Origin of the sequence: Streptomyces kronopolitis (genome assembly GCF_050953795.1) — a bacterium.
GTDB classification, from domain to species: domain Bacteria; phylum Actinomycetota; class Actinomycetes; order Streptomycetales; family Streptomycetaceae; genus Streptomyces; species Streptomyces kronopolitis_A.
The window spans coordinates 4,525,708-4,544,739 of sequence record NZ_CP191850.1 but is presented as its reverse complement, the minus strand read 5'-3'; the positions used below and the strand labels follow the sequence as shown (position 1 = coordinate 4,544,739).

Here is a 19,032-nt window from a genome sequence, read left to right as displayed (position 1 = left end):
TCTGTCACCGGTTTAGGGGCTGGTCAGAGGTTGGCCGGAAGGGGTGTGGGGGGTGTGGTGCGGATCACTTGCAGCGTTTGCCCTTCGGGGGGACGGTGCCGTCGAGGAGGTAGGTGTTGATCGCGGTGTCGATGCAGTCGCTGCCGCGGCCGTAGGCGGTGTGGCCGTCGCCCTCGTAGGTGAGGAGGGTGGCGCTGGAGAGCTGGGCGGCGAGGGCCTTGGCCCAGATGTAGGGGGTGGCCGGGTCGCGGGTGGTGCCGACGACGAGGATCGGGGCGGCGCCCTTGGCCTCGATGCGGTGGGCGGTGCCGGTGGGCTTGACCGGCCAGTACGCGCAGTTCAGGGCGGCCCAGGCGAAGCTTTCGCCGAAGACCGGGGAGGCCTTGCGGAAGGCGGGCACGGCGGCGCGGGCCTGGGCGGGGTCGCGGAAGGCGGGTGCGAGGTCGAGGCAGTTGACGGCGGGGTTGGCGTACATCTGGTTGCTGTACGTGCCGTTCGGGTCGCGCTCGTAGTAGCTGTCGGAGAGGGTGAGCAGCCCGCGGCCGTCGCCGGCCTTGGCCTGGGCCAGGTACTCCCGCAGGACGGGCCAGGCCCGCTGGTCGTACATGGCGGCGATGACGCCCGTGGTGGCGAGGGACTCGGTGAGCTTGCGTTCCTGGCCCGTCGCCGCCGGGTGGGCGTCCAGCTTCTTGAAGAGGGCAGACAGCTGGCGGGCGGCGTCCGCGGTGCTCTTCGTGCCGAGCGGGCAGTCCTTCTGCTTGATGCAGTCCGCGGCGAACGAGGTGAAGGCGGTGTTGAAGCCGGCGGTCTGTTCGAGGTTGGTGGCGCGGGAGTCGAGCTCCGGGTCCATGGCGCCGTCGAGGACCATCCGGCCGACGCGGGAGGGGTAGAGACCGGCGTAGGTGGCACCGATCAGGGTGCCGTAGGAGGCGCCGACGTAGTTGAGCTTGGCATCACCCAGGACGGCGCGCAGGACGTCCATGTCGCGGGAGGTCTCGACGGTGGAGACGTGCGGGAGCAGCTTGCCGGAGCGGGCTTCGCAGCCCTTGGCGAACGCGCGGTAGGCGTTGACGAGCTTGGTGGTCTCGGCCGCAGTGTCCGGGGTCTGGTCGACCTCGGTGTAGGCGTCCATCTGCTTGTTGGACAGGCACTCGACCGGTGCGCTGCGGGCCACGCCGCGCGGGTCCATCGCCACCATGTCGTAGCGGGCGCGGACGGGGGCGGGCTGGGGCGCGTACTGCTGGAGGTAGTCGATCGCGGAGGCGCCGGGGCCGCCCGGGTTGACCAGCAGGGAGCCGATCCGGCGGCCGGGGCCGGTGGCCTTCTTGCGGGCCACGGCGAGCTTGAGGTCGTTGCCGGCGTCGGGTTTGGCGTAGTCCAGGGGGGCCTTCATCGTGGCGCACTCGAATCCGGACACGCCGCAGGGGCGCCAGCTCAGTTTCTGGTCGTAGTACGGGCGGAGGTTGCCGGGCGTGGAGGACGCGAGGGGCTCAAGGGTGGAGTCGGCGGCGGGGCGCTGGGCGCCGGCCTCCGTGGTGCCGCCCGCGGAGGTGTCGCCGTCGGGGGAGGAACTCCCCGAGGAGCAGCCGGAGATCAGCAGAGCGGTGGCCACGAGGGCAGCGGCGGAGGTGCGGAGCAGACGGCTGGTGGCCATGGGCGGTGTCCCTTGGTCTCGGTCCGTGGAAGCTGGAGTGCGGTGCGGTGTGGTGCGGTCCTCGGAGGTGGGGTGCGGGGCGGGGAGCCGGTGGTGGGGTGGGCGCGGGTGACGTTTCCTGAACGGAGAGTATCCGGGCGGGGACGTTGTGTGCGCGCTTGAGGGAGTGGGAGGTGGCGTGGACGGGGGTGCGGGTCCCGCTCGGGGTGTTCAGCCGGCGCGGAGGGCCGCCGTCATGGCCTCGACCGCGAGGAGCGGGGCCACATTGCGGTCCAGGGCCTCGCGGCAGGCGATGACGGCTTCTATCCGGCGCAGGGTGCGCTCGGCGGTCGAGGCGGTGGCGATGCGCTCGACGCTGTCGCGGACCTCGTCGTTGGCCAGCGCCACCGAGGCGCCCAGCTGGAGGGCGAGCACGTCGCGGTAGAAGCCGGTGAGGTCGACCAGGGCCAGGTCGAGGCTGTCGCGCTGGGTGCGGGTCGAGCGGCGCTTCTGCCGGTCCTGGAGCTCCTTCATGGCGCCGGCCGTGCCGCGCGGCAGCCGGCCGCCGGTCCCCGCGGCGGCGCCGAGCGCGGCGCGCAGCTCCTCGGTCTCCTTGGTGTCGACGTCCTCGGCGACCTGCTTGGCGTCCTCCCCCGCGGCGTCGATCAGCTCCTGGGCGGCCTTGAGGCAGCCGCCGATGTCGTCGACGCGGAGCGGGAGTTTGAGCACGGCCGTCCGGCGGGCGCGGGCCCGCTCGTCGGTGGCGAGCCGACGGGCCCGGCCGATGTGCCCCTGGGTGGCGCGGGCGGCCCGGGCGGCGGCGGCCGGCTCGATGCCGTCCCGGCGGACGAGGACCTCGGCGACGGCGTCGACCGGCGGCGTGCACAGCGAGAGGTGTCGGCAGCGGGAGCGGATGGTGGGCAGGACGTCCTCCACGGAGGGGGCGCAGAGCAGCCAGACCGTACGGGGGGCGGGCTCCTCCACGGCCTTGAGGAGGACGTTGCCGGCGCCTTCGGTGAGGCGGTCGGCGTCCTCCAGGACGATCACCTGCCAGCGGCCGCCGGACGGGGAGAGGGAGGACCGCCGGACCAGGTCACGGGTCTCCTTGACGCCGATCGACAGCAGGTCCGTGCGGACGATCTCGACATCGGCATGCGTGCCGACCAGGGCGGTGTGGCAGCCGTCGCAGAAGCCGCAGCCGGGGGCGCCGTACTCCCCCGCGCGGTCCGGGCTGACGCACTGCAGGGCGGCGGCGAAGGCCCGGGCCGCGGTGGCCCGGCCGGAGCCCGGCGGGCCCGTGAACAGCCAGGCGTGGGTCATCTGGGAGGCGCCGCTCGGGTCGGCGGACGGCGCCGGCTGCCCGCCGCTCCCGGCCGCGGCCGCGGCGTGCTCCGCGGTGATGAGGGCGTCCGCGTCGCGCGCGGCAGCGGCCAGCTGCACCGTCACCCGGTCCTGGCCGACCACGTCGTCCCATACCGTCATCGCTGCCCGCCGTTCCTGTCCGTTCCGTACTGCCCGTGGGGTGCGGAGTGCGCCCGCGCCGGCCGCGCACACCACGCATCGCTCCGCGCCCGACCCATTGTGGTGCACCCCACCGACAATCGGCGCCGGACGGCCCGGCGGCCGCGTGCGCGGAAGCGGAAAACGGCCGTGACCGCAGCTTTCGGGCTGCGGCCACGGCCGAGGGTGTGCTTGCGGACCGGTGCTAGCGGCGCCGTCCCCGGCCGCCGCGGCGGCCGTTGCCGCCCGCGTTGCCGCCCGCCCCGTCGTCCGCTTCGTCGTCGCGCTCGCCCAGCAGTTCGTCGGCGAGCGTCGGCAGATCGTCCAGCGGGGTCTCCTCCGCCCATTCGGGGCGGGGGCGGCTGCGCTGCGCGGGCTCGACGGGGTGGCCCGTCGCCGGGTCGATCTGCGGGAGTTCACGGGTGCGCTCCACGCGCGACTCGGCCGGGGTGCCGGACGGGCGCCCGGCTGCCGCGGCGTGCCCGGGCTCCGCCGCTTCCGGCGTCTCCTTGCGGAACATCCACGACGGCACGCGGTCGGCGGGGTCGCCCTCCCGCTCGGTCCGGCCCCGGCCCCCGGTGCCGGCGTCGCGTACGGGCGGCAGGACGGCGGTCTCGTCCGCGTCCGGGCCGGCCCCACGGCCGTCCCGGGAGTCCCGGCCGTCCCCTACGGAGGGCAGCACCGCGGTCTCGTCCGCCGCGCCGGACGGGTGCCCGCCCTGCGCCTCGGGCCACGACAGGGCCTCGGTGCGCTCGGCGTCCGTGCCGGAGCCGGACTCCGCCGGCTCCTCCGGCGCGCTCTCCGCCAGCCGCTTGCGCAGGTCCGCGACGGGCGTCTCCGCGGTGGGAGCGTCCGCCGCCGCCTCCTCCGCGGCCCGGGCCTCGGCCGCCGCCCTGGCCTCCGCGGCGGCCGCCTCCTCGGCTGCCGCCCGCCGCGCCTCCTCGGCGCGGACCAGGGCCGCCTCGGCCTTGCGCTGCTTCTCCAGGCGGCGCTCCTCGGCCTCCTTGCGCAGCCGCGCCTCTTCCTCGTGCTGCTTGCGCAGCCGCTCCTGCTCGGCCTCGCGGGCGCGCTCCTCCGCCTCGCGGCGCTGCCGCTCGGCCTCCGCGGCCTGCCGGGCCTCCTCGGCGCGCTTGCGGGCCTCCTCGGCCTGCCGGGCCTCCTCGCGCGCCCTGGCCTCCTCGGCCTCGCGGCGCTTGCGCTCCTCCTCCTCGGCGCGCAGCTTGGCGAGCTGCTCCTGGCGCTCGCGCTCCAGGCGCTCCTCCTCCGCCTTGCGCGCGGCCTCCTCCTCGGCCTTGCGGCGGGCCTCCTCCTCGGCGGCCTTACGGGCCTCGGCCTGCGCCTGGATCTCGGCCTCGGACAGCGGGAGGACCTGGTCGAGGCGGTGCCGCACGACGGTGGTGACGGCTTCCGGCTCCTGCCCGGCGTCGACGACCAGATAGCGCGCGGGGTCGGCGGCGGCCAGGGTCAGGAAGCCGGCCCGCACCCGCTGGTGGAACTCGGCGGGCTCGGACTCCAGCCGGTCCGGTGCCTCGGTGAAGCGCTCCCGCGCGGTCTCCGGGGAGATGTCGAGCAGCACCGTCAGATGGGGCACGAGGCCGTCGGTGGCCCAGCGCGAGATCCGGGCGATCTCAGTGGGCGCGAGGTTGCGCCCGGCGCCCTGGTAGGCGACCGAGGAGTCGATGTACCGGTCGGTGAGGACGACCGCGCCGCGCTCCAGGGCCGGCCGGATGACGCTGTTGACGTGCTCGGCCCGGTCGGCGGCGAACATCAGCGCCTCCGCACGGTCCGAGAGCCCGGACGTCGAGACGTCCAGGATGATCGAGCGCAGGCGCTTGCCGATCGCGGTGGCGCCCGGCTCGCGGGTCACCACGACCTCGTGGCCCTTGCCGCGGATCCACTCCGCGAGCGCCTCGACCTGGGTGGACTTGCCGGCGCCGTCGCCGCCTTCGAGGGCGAGGAAGAAGCCGGTGGGGGCGGGTGCCTGGGCCGGGTCGCCGCCGCGCAGGGCCTCGCGCAGGTCGCGCCGCAGCGGCACGCCCTGCCGGTCGTCGACCTTGCCGAGCACCAGGGCGGCGACCGGCAGCAGCAGCGCGCCGGCCAGCATCAGGGTGTAGGCGGCGCCGCCGTAGGCGAAGTTGAAGGTGCCGTCCCCGAGGTGGTGCGGGCCGATGACGGCCGCGAGCAGCGGCGCGACGATGGCGGCCACCGCGACCGAGAGCCGGACGACGGCGTGCAGATGCTCGGTGGTGCGGGCGGTGCGGGACTCCTCGGACTCCTGGTCCAGCAGGACGTGCCCCGTATTGGCGGCTATGCCGGCGCAGACACCGGCCAGCAGCGCGAGCACCAGCACCGTCGTCGGGTCCGGGACCAGCCCCATGGCCAGCAGCGCCAGCCCCGTGGCGGCCACCGCGAGGGCGAGCAGCCGGCGCCGGGAGAGGCCGGGCAGGACGCGGTGCGCGGCGCGGATGCCGACGACCGTGCCGCCGGTCAGCGCGAGCACCAGCAGCGCGAAGGTGGCCGGTCCGCCGGCCAGGTCGTAGCCGTGCAGGACGGCGAGCGAGACGGCGGCGGCGATCGCGGCGGCCACCGCGGCGCAGGTCGTCACCAGCAGCGGGAGCACGCCGGTGCGGCCCTTGTCGGCGGCCGCCCGGGCGCTGCCCTGTTCGGCGTTCTCGCCCTGAGCCGGCCGTCCGGTCGTCGTTCCCGTGGCACGCGGGCGGCGCAGCCCCTCCAGAGGGGAGCGCGGCCGCGGCGTCTGCCCACCGGGGAGTTCGATGAAGTAGAGGATCGATACGGAGGCGGCGAACAGCCCGGCGGCGACGTACGAGCCGAGCGCGGCCTGGTGCAGGTGGAACCAGTCGATGCCGACGCCCAGCAGCTTGCTGACGAGGGTGACGACCACGAGTGCGGCGGCCGCGATGGGCAGCGAGACGAAGCCGGTGCGCAGCGAGAGGCGGCGCAGGGCGTCCATGTGGTCCGGGAGCGGCCGGACGGCGGCGCCCTCCGCGGGCGGCGCGGGCAGCAGCCCGGGCGCCGCGCTCTCCCGCGCGACGGTCCAGAAGCGCTCGGCGACGCCGATGACGAAGACCGTCACCAGCAGCCAGGCCAGCGCGTCGTCCGGCGTCCAGTTGATCCACAAGGGCGCGATGACCAGCAGCGCGAGCCGCAGCAGGTCCGCGCCGATCATCGTCCAGCGCCGGTCCAGCGGCCCCGAGGGCGCGGTCAGCGCGGACAGCGGGCCCAGCAGGACGGCCCCGAAGAGCAGCGTCGACAGCATCCGGGCGGCGAAGACCGCGGTGACCGCGAGCGCGGCACCCCGATATCCACCGCCGAAGACGGGCTCGCCGCCCAGCGGTACGTACAACGCCGCCTGAAGGGCGAGGAGTACCAGGACAAGCATGGACAGGGCATCGCCGATGCCCCCGACGAACTGGGCGCTCCACAATCGCTTCAGTGGGGGGAAGCGGAGCAGGGCTCGCACGGCGCGCTCGCGGGAATCCGCCGCTAGGGCGCCTGAAGTGGGGGTCACGACCGTTGGCTGCTCGGCACGCGTCATCTCGCCAGCCTATCGGGACACCCCACGCCGTCGAGCGCCCGCCCGAACAAATGGGCGGACCCGACGGAAGGAATCCGTCGGGTCCGCCTCTGTCCTGCGGTTTTGCCACCGGGCGGGCCCGGTGGCGCGGCCGGCTAGTCCTCGGCCGGCGCCGCCGTCTTCTTGGCCGCGGCGGTCTTCGCGGTGGCCTTCTTGGCGGTCGTCTTCTTCGCCGCGGTGGTCTTCTTCGCCGTGGTGGTCTTCGCCGTGGTGGTCTTCGCCGCGGTCTTCTTGGCCGCCGTCTTCTTCGCGGCCGTCTTCTTGGCCGGCGCCTTCTTGGCCGCCTTCTTGGCGGTCTTCTTCGCCGGCCCCTTGGCGCGCTTCTCCGCCAGCAGCTCGTAGCCGCGCTCGGCGGTGACCGTCTCGACGTCGTCGTCCCGCCGCAGGGTCGCGTTGGTCTCGCCGTCGGTCACATACGCGCCGAACCGACCGTCCTTGACCACCACCGGCTTGCCGCTGACCGGGTCCGTGCCCAGCTCCTTCAGCGGCGGCTTGGCGGCGGCCCGCCCGCGCTGCTTGGGCTGGGCGTAGATCGCCAGCGCCTCGTCGACGGTGATCGTGAAGAGCTGCTCCTCGGTCTCCAGGGAGCGCGAGTCGGTGCCCTTCTTCAGATACGGGCCGTAGCGGCCGTTCTGCGCGGTGATCTCCACGCCCTCGGGGTCCTTGCCGACGACCCGCGGCAGCGACATCAGCTTGAGCGCGTCCGCCAGGGTCACGGTGTCCAGGGACATCGACTTGAAGAGCGAGGCGGTGCGCGGCTTGACCGCGTTCTTGCCGGTCTTCGGCGTGCCCTCGGGCAGGATCTCGGTGACGTAGGGGCCGTAGCGGCCGTCCTTGGCGACGATCTGGTGGCCGCTGCCCGGGTCCATGCCCAGCTCGAAGTCGCCGCTCGGCTTGGCGAGCAGTTCCTCGGCGTACTCCACCGTCAGCTCGTCGGGCGCCAGGTCGTCGGGCACGTCGGCGCGCTGGTGGCCCTCGGCGTCCTTCTCCCCGCGCTCGACGTACGGGCCGTAGCGGCCGACCCGCAGCTTGATGTCGTCGCTGACCGCGAAGGACGAGATCTCCCGGGCGTCGATCGCGCCCAGGTCGGTGACCAGTTCCTTGAGGCCGCCGAGGTGGTCGCCGTCGCCGTTGCCGGCGTCCGAGGCGGCACCCTCGGCCTCGCCCTCGCCGAAGTAGAAGCGCCGCAGCCACGGCACGGACTGGGCCTCGCCGCGCGCGATGCGGTCGAGGTCGTCCTCCATCTTGGCGGTGAAGTCGTAGTCGACCAGCCGGCCGAAGTGCTTCTCCAGGAGGTTGACCACCGCGAACGACAGGAACGAGGGGACGAGCGCGGTGCCCTTCTTGAAGACATAGCCGCGGTCGAGGATCGTGCCGATGATCGACGCGTACGTCGACGGGCGGCCGATCTCGCGCTCTTCCAGCTCCTTGACCAGCGTGGCCTCGGTGTAGCGGGCGGGCGGCTTGGTGGCGTGCCCGTCGGCGGTGATCTCCCGCGCGGCCAGCGCGTCGCCCTCGGCGACCTGCGGCAGCCGGCGCTCGCGGTCGTCCAGCTCGGCGTTCGGGTCGTCGGCGCCCTCCACGTAGGCCTTGAGGAAGCCGTGGAAGGTGATGGTCTTGCCGGACGCGCTGAACTCGACGTCCCGGCCGTCGGCGGAGCGGCCGCCGATCTTGACGGTGACGGAGTTGCCGGTCGCGTCCTTCATCTGGGAGGCCACGGTCCGCTTCCAGATCAGCTCGTAGAGCTTGAACTGATCGCCGGACAGACCGGTCTCGGCCGGGGTGCGGAAGCGGTCGCCGGAGGGGCGGATCGCCTCGTGCGCCTCCTGGGCGTTCTTGACCTTGCCCGCGTAGGTGCGCGGCTTGTCCGGGAGGTAGCTCGCGCCGTACAGCTGCGTCACCTGCGCCCGGGCCGCGGAGACCGCGGTGTCCGAGAGCGTGGTGGAGTCCGTACGCATATAGGTGATGAAGCCGTTCTCGTACAGCTTCTGCGCCACCTGCATCGTGGACTTCGCGCCGAAGCCGAGCTTGCGGCTGGCCTCCTGCTGGAGGGTCGTCGTCCGGAACGGGGCGTACGGCGAGCGGCGGTAGGGCTTGGACTCGACCGAGCGGACCGCGAAGTCGGTGTGCTCCAGGGCGGCGGCGAGCGCGCGGGCGTTCGCCTCGTCCAGATGGAGGCTGTCGTTCTTGAGCTGTCCGTTGGCGCCGAAGTCACGGCCCTGGGCGATGCGGCGGCCGTCGACGGAGTTCAGGCGGGCGGTCAGCACCGACGGGTCGCTGGCGTCACCGGCCCGGCCGGATGGGGGTCCCCCCGGCCGAGCGGAGCCGAGGTTGGGGGAAAAGGTGCCGGTCAGGTCCCAGTACTCGGCGGAGCGGAAGGCGATGCGCTCGCGCTCCCGCTCGACGACGAGACGGGTCGCCACGGACTGCACGCGGCCGGCCGACAGCCGGGGCATGACCTTCTTCCACAGGACCGGCGAGACCTCGTAGCCGTAGAGGCGGTCGAGGATCCGGCGGGTCTCCTGGGCGTCGACCAGCTTCTGGTTCAGATCGCGCGGATTGGCCACGGCCTCGCGGATCGCGTCCTTGGTGATCTCGTGGAAGACCATCCGGTGGACGGGGACCTTGGGCTTGAGGATCTCCTGGAGGTGCCAGGCGATGGCCTCGCCCTCCCGGTCCTCATCTGTGGCGAGATAGAGCTCATCGGACTCGGCCAGCAGCTCCTTGAGCTTCTTGACCTGGTCCTTCTTATCGCTGTTGACGACGTAGATCGGCTGGAAGTCGGCGTCGACGTTCACGCCGAGGCGGGCCCAGGGCTCGCCCTTGTACTTCGCGGGGACCTCTGCGGCGCCGTTGGGCAGGTCACGGATGTGCCCGACGCTGGCCTCGACCACGTAGCCAGGGCCGAGATAGCCCTTGATCGTCTTTGCCTTGGCAGGCGACTCGACGATGACGAGTCGGCGGCCGCCGCCTGTGGTCTCGCTGGTCGGGGACAACTTCGCTCTTCTCTCCGGTCGACGCTGGGAATACCCCCCGGTCGGACGTTGGGGGCGCACTGCGGTGACGCTTGACGCTGCGGAGTGTGACGGTACCTCCCGGCCCCGTGTCAAACGGAAAAACCCCGCAACGCCACTCGAACGGTAACCCGACTACATGCCTTCATGCCGCACGGACCGCAGGAGGCGTTCCCCGCGGGCCGGGAGCGGGCCCGGTGGATCATGGCGGGCCCGCGTCGCTTCCCGGCGCCCACCTCGGACGACTCCCGCAGGACCGCGGTCCGGGCACCACGGGCGATCTCACACAGTGACGAATCCCCGGCCGTTCACCGCCCGCCCGGCGCCGTGGCCCGTACCGTCCGCGGGCCGCGGACCGTCACCGGGCGGCGTCGAATGCCGTCATTGCCTTGATACAGCATGTGAGCGGGCTGGCAGGATGGACACGGCACGGCTCGCCGTTCGAGCCGAGTACGGCCGTCGTCACGCACCCTCGGGGGGACCACTCATGGCGCACCAGTACCCCGGACCGCCACCGGAACAACCGCCCGGCCAGAACCCTTACGCCGCACCGGACGGCGGCACGCCCGCCGGCTCCGGCTACGGCTTCCCGCAGGGCGGCCGCCCCGGGGAGCCCGGGTACGGCTATCCGCAGTCCCCCTCGCAGCCGCCGCCCGGCTACGGCGCCCCGCACACCGGCGCGCAGCAGCCGCCCGCACCGGGCTTCGCGCCCGGCGGTCACCAGGGCGGTGGGCAGCCCGGCGGGATGATGCTGTCGCTCGGCGACATCGCGGTCAGCGGTGACACGATCATGACGCCCGCGGGGCCGATGCCGCTGAAGGGCGCGGTGTGGACGGCGACGGACATGTCGCGGACGGAGGAGCGGATGCCGACGCACGCGGTCGTGCTCGCCATCGTCTTCTTCCTCTTCTGTCTGCTCGGTCTGCTGTTCCTGCTGATGAAGGAGCGGGTGACGACCGGATTCGTGCAGGTCACGGTCAACAGCGGCGGCCGGCACCACTCCACGATGATCCCGGTGCAGTCCCGCGAGCAGGTCATGTTCGTGCTCAACCAGGTCAACTACGCCAGGTCGCTGAGCGTGTGAGTCACAAGGAGTCGTGGGGTCCCGCCCGGCCCGCGGGACCCACGGGGGCGGCGGTGCGCCGGCGCACCCTGCGCGGCGCGGCGGCGGCGCTCGGCCTGGGCGTCCCCGCCGCCGTCTATCTCTGGCACACCGATCCGCACCGGCCGGGGCAGCTGCTGCTCCCCTGCCCGTTCAAATGGGCCACCGGTCTGCTGTGCCCGGTGTGCGGCGGGACGCGGATGGCGTACGACCTGATGCACGGCGAGGTGGTGGCGGCCTTCCACGACAACGCCGTGCTCCTGACGCTGGGCGTGCCGGTGGCGGCGTACGCCGTCGTGCGCTGGCTGGGCGCGGGGCTGGGCGGGCGCGCGTACCGGCCGCGGGTGACCGGCCGCGGCAATGCCCTGGTGCTCGGCATTGCCGCGGTGTGGACGGTCGCCCGCAATCTCGTCGGCTAGCACGCGGCCGACGGAGCGGACGGGGACGGTCCGGCCGTGACCGGACCGTCCGGGGTCAGCGGACGGTGACCTTGACCACCGGCGAGACGGTGGCGCCGGCGCCGATGCGGAGCTGGTTGACGCCCTTGAGGCCGAGCTTGACCCGCACCGAGTAGGCGCCCTTGGAGTTGACCGGCGACTGCGCGGGCAGCGAGACCCACTTGCTGCCCTGCTTCTGCTGGACGGTGACCTTGGTGCCGGCCTTGAGGCCCTTGGCGGCACCGGAGATCCGGAACTCCTGCCAGGCGTTGACCGTGGTCGCGCTGGCCTTGGCCGTCAGGCTGGCGGCGGCCGGCGCGGCGGCCACGACCGCGGCGGGGGTGTGGAGCTGCTGCGGCGCGGCGAAGGCCGCGGCGGAGCCGCCGGCGAGCAGGGAGACGGCGATGACGCCGACGGTGGCGTAGCGAAGTGCACGGTTCATCTGAGTTCCTCACTGATGGGGTCGGTGCGCCTGCCGGTCCGATGGCCGTGGGCCGGCCGACCGGCCTGTGGAGACCTTCACTGAGGAACATGAGCGACAGCACCGGAAAGTTCCCTCGTACCGCCACAGATCGGCCAACTACGACAGAACTGGCCTGAAGTGAACGTCGTGCCTCGTCAGAGCCATGGAGCGCGGGGCCGTCGCGCGGCGGCGGGGACCCTGCCGACAGCGGCTACAGGGCCACCAGCAGCCAGCAGCCCGTGGCGAGGAACGCCACCCCGCACAGCAGTGCCGTCGCGGTGGCGACCGGACGGCTGACACCGTCGGCGACCGGCATCCCGGTCCGCAGGCACACGCCCGTCCACGCCAGCAGTCCACCGCCGAACAGCGCGAACGCGGCACCGGCGAACGCCTCGGGTCCACTCTCCATGCGGGGAGCGTGGCACGCCGGGGCGGCCACTGGGCGAACGCCGGGTGAACGACTTCCGCGTGTCCCGCCCCGGCGCTCCCCCGCCCTCGTCAGTCGCTCGCCGCCACCGGCTCCAGGAACCCCTGCTCGACCAGCATCCGGATCGTGGCCGGGGTGCGGTCGCGCAGCAGGACCGGGTCCTCGCCGACGAGTTGGGCGATGGCGTCGAGAATCCGCCCGGCGGGCAGGGTGCCGTCACACACCCCGGCGAAGCCCGCGCCGACCGTGTCCACCTTCGTCGCCCGCCGCATACCGCGGTTCTGACGCAGCACCACATGCTCCGGGTCCTCCGCCCCGGGGGGCCCGACCTGCTCCTGCACCACCCCGTCGGCGAGCCGGAAATGGGCGGCCAGCAGCGCGGCGTCGTCCGTGTCGCGCAGGTAGTCCTGGCGGGCGAAGTGGCCGACGACCGACTCCCCCAGGGGCTGCTCGACCGGATGCGGCCATTCCTCGACCGTGATCGAGGGGGTGTCCGCCCCGGACTTGCGCAGCGTGATCCAGCCGAAGCCGACGGCCCTGGTCCCCTGCGCCTCGAACTCGTCGAGCCAGGCGTCGTACCGCGCGGTGTACGTCTCGTCACCGGCGCGGTGGTCGCCCGCGTCCCGCAGCCACAGCTCGGCGTACTGGGTGACGTCCTGCACCTCGCGCTGCACGATCCAGGCGTCGCAGCCGCGCGGCACCCAGGAGCGCAGCCGGTCCTGCCACTCCTCACCCGCCACGTGCTGCCAGTTGGCCAGCAGCTGGCAGTACCCGCCGTCGTTGAGCCGCGCTGCCGCCTGCTCGACGAGCGTGCGGCACAGGTCGTCGCCGCCCATGCCGCCGTCGCGGTACGTCAGCCGGGCGCCCGGGGAGATCACGAACGGGGGGTTGGACACGATCAGGTCGTAGGTCTCCTCCCCGACGGGCTCGAACAGCGAGCCCTCGCGCAGCTCCGCCGGCCGGGCCCCGGAGAGCGCCAGCGTCAGCGCGGTCATCCGCAGCGCCCGGGGGTTGAGGTCGGTGGCGGTGACCCGGGTCGCGTGCTGCGCGGCGTGCAGCGCCTGGATGCCGGAGCCCGTACCGAGGTCGAGGGCGCCGGCGACCGGGCGGCGCACGGTGAGACCGGCGAGGGTCGTGGAGGCGCCGCCGACGCCGAGCACCAGCTCGGAGCGGTCCGCGTCCCCGCCGCCCCGGATGCCGCCGGCGCCGCCGACCGCACACCCCGGATCGGAGACGATCCACCAGTTCTGCCCCTCGGGACCGCCGTACGGGCGGACGTCCACACTGGCGCGCAGCTCGTCGCCCTCCTGCACCAGCCAGCCGTCGGCGAGGCAGTCCGCGACCGGCAGCGCGGCCTGTGCCCGTGACAGCGCCACCGGACGCTGCAGCAGGAACAGCCGCACCAGGGTCTCCAGCGGGCCGTCGCCGCGCGTCGCCCGCAGCGCGGGGACGGTCTCGCTGCGCGCCAGCGCGGCATAGGCCGGGCCGCCGAGCAGCTCCAGCAACCCGTCGGCGGTGAAGTCGGCGGCCAGCAGCGCCTCGCGCAGCCGGGTGGTGCGGGCGGTGCTGTCGGGGTCCTGGGCATCTGCGGTGGGGAGGTGCGTACTCACGCCCCCATTGTCGGCCCTGCCACCGACAATCGGCGACGGCCCGGCGCCGCACCCCTTCCGGGCGCGTCGCCGGGCCGTCCCGGGCGGTGGCGGGGCCGCGTGCGCCGCGGTCCGCCGGTGCTCCTGCCCTGGCCGCCGTCCCCGGTCGCTAGGACTTCTTGGACTGCGTGGGGGCCGGGGAGCCGGACGCGGCCGGGTTCTGACAGCCCTTCTGGTTGGCCATCGCCGTACCGACATCGCCGGCCTCGAGGTTCTTGAAGGCGGCCTCGCTCTGCTTGTTGAGCTTGTTGATGCCGTTGGAGAGGTCGCGCAGACCGTCCGCGAACTTCAGCTTGTCCGAGGTGTCCAGCTTGTTGACCTGCTTCTGGAGGTCCGCGTAGCCCTTGGACAGCGAGTTGAGTTCCTTGACCGCGTTCTGCTGGGCCGTCTTGCCCTGGTCGGTGGGCGGCGGCCCGGCCTTCTCCAGGGACTTGGCCAGCGAGGCGTACGCCTGGGAAATCTTCTGGAACGCCGCCGAGTCGGTCTGCTGGACCTTCTTGGAGTCGGTGCTGCCGTTGTCGGCCGTCTGCATGGCGCCGTTGGCGTCCTGGATCTGCTTGAACTGAGCCTGCGCAGGGTCGCAGAAACTCTTCGCCCAGTCGTTGAGCTTCTTGTTGCTGTCGTCGCTGCAGCCGGTCAGCGCGAGCACCAGTGCCGCACCGCCGGACAGTGCAGCCACAAGCTTCTTGTTCACCGGATTGGTCCCTTCCATGGCTCTCGGCCCCGGAACATACACGTCCAAAGGGCCTGGGCATCGGGTCGGCCATCGCGGCCCGTCCTCATTGCAGCCATTTGCACCAAGCCCCGCAGGGCCACCCGGGCACACGGAAGGCGGGTGGCCGGCGTCGGTAAAAAACGCCGTCCACCCGCCCAGTTGAGCGGTCCGCGCGCCCTTTCGGCGGTCCCTTCCGGCTAGGAGGCGACCACCGTCTCGGCCGATTTGGCGATGCCTTCGGGGTCTTCGGAGTTGTCTTCGTCACCCACGGCGATTCCGCGCCGCTTGGAGACGTAGACCGCGCCGATGATGACGGCGATCGCCAGCAGCGCGACCACCAGCCGCACGCCGTCGCTCTTGTCCTGCCCGAAGGAGAACTTCACCACAGCCGGCGCGATCAGCAGCGCCACCAGGTTCATGACCTTCAGCAGCGGGTTGATCGCCGGACCCGCGGTGTCCTTGAACGGGTCGCCCACGGTGTCCCCGATGACCGTCGCGGCGTGCGCCTCACTGCCCTTGCCGCCGTGGTGACCGTCCTCGACGAGCTTCTTGGCGTTGTCCCACGCGCCACCGGAGTTGGCGAGGAAGACCGCCATCAGCGTGCCGGTGCCGATCGCACCGGCCAGGAACGAGCCGAGCGCGCCGACGCCGAGCGCGAAGCCGACCGCGATGGGGGTGAGCACCGCCAGCAGCCCGGGAGTGGCGAGCTCACGCAACGCGTCCTTGGTGCAGATGTCGACCACCCGCCCGTACTCGGGCGTCTCGGTGTGGTCCATGATCCCGGGGTGCTCGCGGAACTGCCGGCGCACCTCGAAGACGACCGCTCCCGCCGACCGCGACACCGCGTTGATCGCCAGCCCCGAGAACAGGAAGACGACCGAGGCGCCGAGGATCAGCCCGACCAGGTTGTTGGGCTGCGAGATGTCCAGGCTCAGGCCCATGTCGTTGGCTGCCGTGCCGACCCCGCGGACGGCGGTGGCGATGGCGTCCCGGTAGGAGCCGAAGAGCGCGGCCGCGGCCAGTACGGCCGTCGCGATCGCGATGCCCTTGGTGATGGCCTTGGTGGTGTTGCCGACCGCGTCCAGGTCGGTGAGCACCTGCGCGCCGTCACCGGTGACGTCCCCGGACATCTCCGCGATGCCCTGGGCGTTGTCGGAGACCGGGCCGAAGGTGTCCATCGCCACGATCACGCCGACGGTGGTCAGCAGGCCGGTGCCGGCCAGTGCGACCGCGAACAGCGCCAGCATGATGGAGGCCCCGCCCAGCAGGTACGCCCCGTAGACGGCCAGTCCGATCAGCACCGCCGAGTAGACGGCCGACTCCAGACCGATCGAGATGCCGGAGAGCACGACCGTTGCCGGGCCGGTCAGCGAGGTCTTGCCGATGTCCCGCACGGGACGCCGGCTGGTCTCGGTGAAGTAGCCGGTCAGCTGCTGGATCAGCGCGGCCAGCACGATGCCGATGGCGACCGCCACCAGCGCCAGCATCCGCGGGTCGCCGGTCCGGCTCAGGATGTCGGTGTCGGTGACACCGGTCAGGTCCCCGTAACTGGACGGCAGGTAGGTGAACACCGCGACGGCCACCAGAACCAGCGAGATGCCCGCGGAGATGAAGAACCCGCGGTTGATCGCCGTCATGCCGCTGCGGTCGCTGCGCCGCGGCGCGACGACGAAGATGCCGACCATCGCGGTGAGCACCCCGATCGCCGGGACCAGCAGCGGGAAGGCGAGCCCGGCGTCACCGAAGGCGGCCATGCCCAGGATCAGGGCGGCGACCAGGGTCACCGCGTACGACTCGAAGAGGTCGGCGGCCATACCGGCGCAGTCACCGACGTTGTCGCCCACGTTGTCCGCGATGGTCGCGGCGTTGCGCGGGTCGTCCTCGGGGATGCCCTGCTCGACCTTGCCGACGAGGTCCGCGCCGACGTCCGCGGCCTTGGTGAAGATGCCGCCGCCGACCCTCATGAACATCGCGATCAGCGCGGCACCGAGACCGAAGCCCTCCAGCACCTTGGGCGCGTCGACCGCGTAGACGAGCACCACGCACGACGCGCCGAGCAGGCCCAGCCCCACGGTGAACATGCCGACGACGCCACCGGTACGGAATGCGATCTTCATCGCCTTGTGGGAGACGGCCGTAAGATCCTTTTTCCCGTGGTCCCCCTCCCCCGGCGTGGCTTCCCGGGCGGCCGCGGCCACGCGCACATTGCTGCGCACCGCGAGCCACATGCCGATATAGCCGGTGGCCGCCGAGAATCCGGCGCCGATCAAGAAGAAGGCGCTGCGTCCGGCGCGCTGCGACCAATTGTCCGCGGGCAGCAGCATGAGCAGGAAGAACACCACGACGGCGAATACGCCGAGGGTCCGCAACTGCCGCGCCAGGTAGGCATTTGCGCCTTCCTGCACGGCCGCCGCGATCTTCTTCATACTGTCGGTTCCCTCACCGGCCGCGAGCACTTGGCGGACCAGCACCGCCGCGACAGCCAGCGCCGCCAGGGCGACCACCGCGATCGCCAGCACGATGCCGCGGTTGCCCGTCGTAAGAGACGGCCCGGCCAGAAAAGTGGGGGTGTCAAGCAACTGAGGGGTGTAAGGCCCCGCCATTCGTCCTCCTTGACGTTTGGCACATGGGCGCGCGGAAGCACGCTCAGGCGTCCTGAGCAAGATGTGGACGGATTGTAGGGAGCCACGGTTGATCAAAACAGTGCGCGTCAAAGGGAATTCGCCGATAGCGGCGAAGATCAAAAGGTCGACGCCGCTCAGAATTCGCCCGGACGAAGGAAAGCGATGAATTCACTGACCGTCGCCCGATGATCTCTCTGTCGTACTGATCATTCGCCGCACGCGCACTGATCGCCGCTGCTCAAGGACGCCGCCCGGGAATCCCGCGCCGGGCGAGGCCGGCGTGACACCGGAGGGAATTGGTCCGCCCGTCTACGGCTGAACGGGTGGCCCGCCACGCGCCCGCCACCCCCGGCAGCCGGTGAAGGCACATCAGATCAAGGCCGGATCGCATCGCATGAGGACCGCGTGACGCGTGACGAAGGGGTGTCCCGTGCGAGGAACGGCCGATGACGGCGGAGCGTGCGGCTCCCGGGTGGCCTGCGCGGGCTGAGGCCTGGGGAGAGCCAGGGGCCGGGGCTCTGGGCGGGTGCCGGGGCCGGGAGGCGTGTCGGGCCGCCTGGGGGCTCGTGCGGCGGTTGTCGGGACAGCGGGCCAGGAGCTGGGGGCCGAGCGCTCCGGGCTCGTGCTGTGGTCAGGGTTGCGGTGCCCCAGGCGCTGTGCGGCACGGGGGCGGCTTGTGGGGGCGGGGGCCGCCTGTAAGGCGGTTGGAGTCGCCCTGGCGAGGCCCTACAGCCGGGCAGCCCGGCAGGGGCGCGGAGGCGCGGGGGTGGGTAGCAGCGGAGTGGGTGGCAGCCGTGACGGCTTCTGCCACGTGGACTCGTGGGCCTGCGTGCTCACGGGCTCGTGAGCACGGGGAGACGGTGGGCCCGCCAGACGGCTCGTGAAGGCCGCCCGTGGCGCTCCCGGCGCTCTTCGGGCGGGACGGCCCGTACGGGCCGTCTGCGGCGGGCTAGCCGCCCTGCGGCAGGACCGCTGCCGTCGTCGTGGGCCAGGTCATGCGGATCATGCCGCCGTCCTTGCCCGCGGTGACCTCGACGTCGTCGACCAGCCCGCTGATGACCGCGAGGCCCATCTCGTCCTCGCCCTCGGCGTCGCTCTCCGCGGCGCCCCGGGCCGCACCGTTCTCGTGCGCACCGGAGTCGCCGTTCACTCCGTCGCCCACCTCGATCGAGAACTTCTTCTCGTCCTCGATCAGCAGGACCCGCACCGGCGAGTTGATGTCATGGCTCTCGTGCAGCCCCACGGCGCGACTGCACGCCTCACCGACGGCGAGCCGCACCTCGTCCAGCACGGCCTCGTCCACCCCGGCGCGCCGTGCCACGGCAGCCGCGACCAGACGCGCGGTGCGGACATGCTCGGGAAGGGCGCTGAATCGAAGTTCGACGGTGGCCATGCCATCCCCCTCGTTATGCGGGCGTGCGACGCAGGGGGCCGGACACGACGTCCGGTACCCCCCACTGCTTCCTCCCCCCGCGCCGAGAGGGCACGGGGGTCCGGTGAAACCGTCAGTCGGTAGCGGAGACGGCTTCCTCGACCGAGGTGTGAATCGGGAACACCTTGGTCAGACCGGTGATACGGAAGATCTTGAGAATGCGCTCCTGGTTGCAGACCAGGCGCAGCGAGCCCTCATGGGCACGCACCCGCTTGAGTCCGCCGACCAGCACGCCGAGCCCAGTGGAGTCGAGGAAGTCGACACGTTCCATGTCCACCACGAGGTGGTAGCTTCCGTCGTTCACAAGCTCGACCAGCTGCTCGCGCAGCTTGGGCGCGGTGTATACATCAATCTCGCCACCGACCTCGACGACCGTACGGTCGCCAACGGTCCGGGTCGACAGGGACAGGTCCACGGATCCTCCAGCACCTTGCTATCGAG

The 19,032-nt window shown here is 72.5% G+C and carries 13 protein-coding genes; 2 read left to right on the top strand and 11 right to left on the bottom strand.

The annotated features are described in order from the left end of the window. Window positions 1–64: 64 nt before the first annotated feature. The 4 genes from ACQP17_RS20075 to topA all read right to left on the bottom strand — a co-directional run bounded on the left by ACQP17_RS20075 (window position 65) and on the right by topA (window position 9,724). Window positions 65–1,654 (bottom strand): alpha/beta hydrolase, encoded by a 1,590-nt coding sequence (locus ACQP17_RS20075; protein WP_433857510.1) that lies wholly within the window; start codon window positions 1,652–1,654, stop codon window positions 65–67. Window positions 1,655–1,864: 210 nt separating this feature from the next. Next, entirely contained in the window at window positions 1,865–3,115 is a 1,251-nt protein-coding gene (locus tag ACQP17_RS20070; protein WP_433857509.1) for a DNA polymerase III subunit delta', read from the bottom strand. 223 nt (window positions 3,116–3,338) lie between these two features. Further along, window positions 3,339–6,689, bottom strand: a complete 3,351-nt coding sequence (gene tmk / locus ACQP17_RS20065; RefSeq protein ID WP_433857508.1) for a dTMP kinase — start codon at window positions 6,687–6,689, stop codon at window positions 3,339–3,341. A gap of 134 nt (window positions 6,690–6,823) precedes the next feature. Next, window positions 6,824–9,724: a type I DNA topoisomerase gene (topA, locus tag ACQP17_RS20060; RefSeq protein WP_433857507.1), complete on the bottom strand. Its 2,901-nt coding sequence runs from the start codon at window positions 9,722–9,724 to the stop codon at window positions 6,824–6,826. 505 nt (window positions 9,725–10,229) lie between these two features. Here topA and ACQP17_RS20055 point away from each other — a divergent pair. Together ACQP17_RS20055 and ACQP17_RS20050 are read left to right on the top strand one after the other, a co-directional pair. Continuing rightward, window positions 10,230–10,826, top strand: a complete 597-nt coding sequence (locus tag ACQP17_RS20055; protein WP_433857506.1) for a hypothetical protein — start codon at window positions 10,230–10,232, stop codon at window positions 10,824–10,826. Between the two features lie 53 nt (window positions 10,827–10,879). Beyond that, window positions 10,880–11,263 (top strand): DUF2752 domain-containing protein, encoded by a 384-nt coding sequence (locus ACQP17_RS20050; RefSeq protein WP_433857505.1) that lies wholly within the window; start codon window positions 10,880–10,882, stop codon window positions 11,261–11,263. 55 nt (window positions 11,264–11,318) lie between these two features. Here ACQP17_RS20050 and ACQP17_RS20045 read toward each other — a convergent pair whose 3' ends face one another. The 7 genes from ACQP17_RS20045 to bldG form a co-directional block, all read right to left on the bottom strand. Beyond that, the gene (locus tag ACQP17_RS20045; RefSeq protein WP_433857504.1) at window positions 11,319–11,723 is read right to left on the bottom strand and encodes a hypothetical protein; all 405 of its coding nucleotides are present in this window, start codon (window positions 11,721–11,723) and stop codon (window positions 11,319–11,321) included. Window positions 11,724–11,955: 232 nt separating this feature from the next. Next, complete coding sequence (locus tag ACQP17_RS20040; protein WP_285505514.1) at window positions 11,956–12,153, bottom strand: hypothetical protein; 198 nt, start codon at window positions 12,151–12,153, stop codon at window positions 11,956–11,958. An 89-nt stretch (window positions 12,154–12,242) separates the two neighbouring features. Beyond that, window positions 12,243–13,781 (bottom strand): DUF7059 domain-containing protein, encoded by a 1,539-nt coding sequence (locus ACQP17_RS20035; RefSeq protein WP_433857503.1) that lies wholly within the window; start codon window positions 13,779–13,781, stop codon window positions 12,243–12,245. A 148-nt stretch (window positions 13,782–13,929) separates the two neighbouring features. Continuing rightward, on the bottom strand, window positions 13,930–14,514 hold the full coding sequence (locus tag ACQP17_RS20030) for a small secreted protein (protein WP_364873014.1): 585 nt from the start codon (window positions 14,512–14,514) through the stop codon (window positions 13,930–13,932). Window positions 14,515–14,732: 218 nt separating this feature from the next. Beyond that, window positions 14,733–17,138 (bottom strand): sodium-translocating pyrophosphatase, encoded by a 2,406-nt coding sequence (locus tag ACQP17_RS20025; RefSeq protein WP_433857502.1) that lies wholly within the window; start codon window positions 17,136–17,138, stop codon window positions 14,733–14,735. A 970-nt stretch (window positions 17,139–18,108) separates the two neighbouring features. After that, window positions 18,109–18,552 carry an ATP-binding protein gene (locus tag ACQP17_RS20020; protein ID WP_433857501.1) on the bottom strand — a complete coding sequence of 148 codons (444 nt, stop codon included), beginning with the start codon at window positions 18,550–18,552 and terminating at the stop codon, window positions 18,109–18,111. A gap of 112 nt (window positions 18,553–18,664) precedes the next feature. Then, entirely contained in the window at window positions 18,665–19,006 is a 342-nt protein-coding gene (bldG, locus tag ACQP17_RS20015) for an anti-sigma factor antagonist BldG (RefSeq protein WP_018089983.1), read from the bottom strand. Window positions 19,007–19,032 lie beyond the last annotated feature (26 nt).

Excerpts from the sequence above, each read along its gene's own strand:
- ACQP17_RS20075 (WP_433857510.1), bottom strand. The coding sequence starts at position 1,654 with ATGGCCACCAGCCGTCTGCTCCGCACCTCCGCCGCTGCCCTCGTGGCC.
- ACQP17_RS20070 (WP_433857509.1), bottom strand. The coding sequence starts at position 3,115 with ATGACGGTATGGGACGACGTGGTCGGCCAGGACCGGGTGACGGTGCAG.
- tmk (WP_433857508.1), bottom strand. The coding sequence starts at position 6,689 with ATGACGCGTGCCGAGCAGCCAACGGTCGTGACCCCCACTTCAGGCGCC.
- ACQP17_RS20055 (WP_433857506.1), top strand. The coding sequence starts at position 10,230 with ATGGCGCACCAGTACCCCGGACCGCCACCGGAACAACCGCCCGGCCAG.
- ACQP17_RS20045 (WP_433857504.1), bottom strand. The coding sequence starts at position 11,723 with ATGAACCGTGCACTTCGCTACGCCACCGTCGGCGTCATCGCCGTCTCC.
- ACQP17_RS20040 (WP_285505514.1), bottom strand. The coding sequence starts at position 12,153 with ATGGAGAGTGGACCCGAGGCGTTCGCCGGTGCCGCGTTCGCGCTGTTC.
- ACQP17_RS20025 (WP_433857502.1), bottom strand. The coding sequence starts at position 17,138 with ATGGCGGGGCCTTACACCCCTCAGTTGCTTGACACCCCCACTTTTCTG.
- ACQP17_RS20020 (WP_433857501.1), bottom strand. The coding sequence starts at position 18,552 with ATGGCCACCGTCGAACTTCGATTCAGCGCCCTTCCCGAGCATGTCCGC.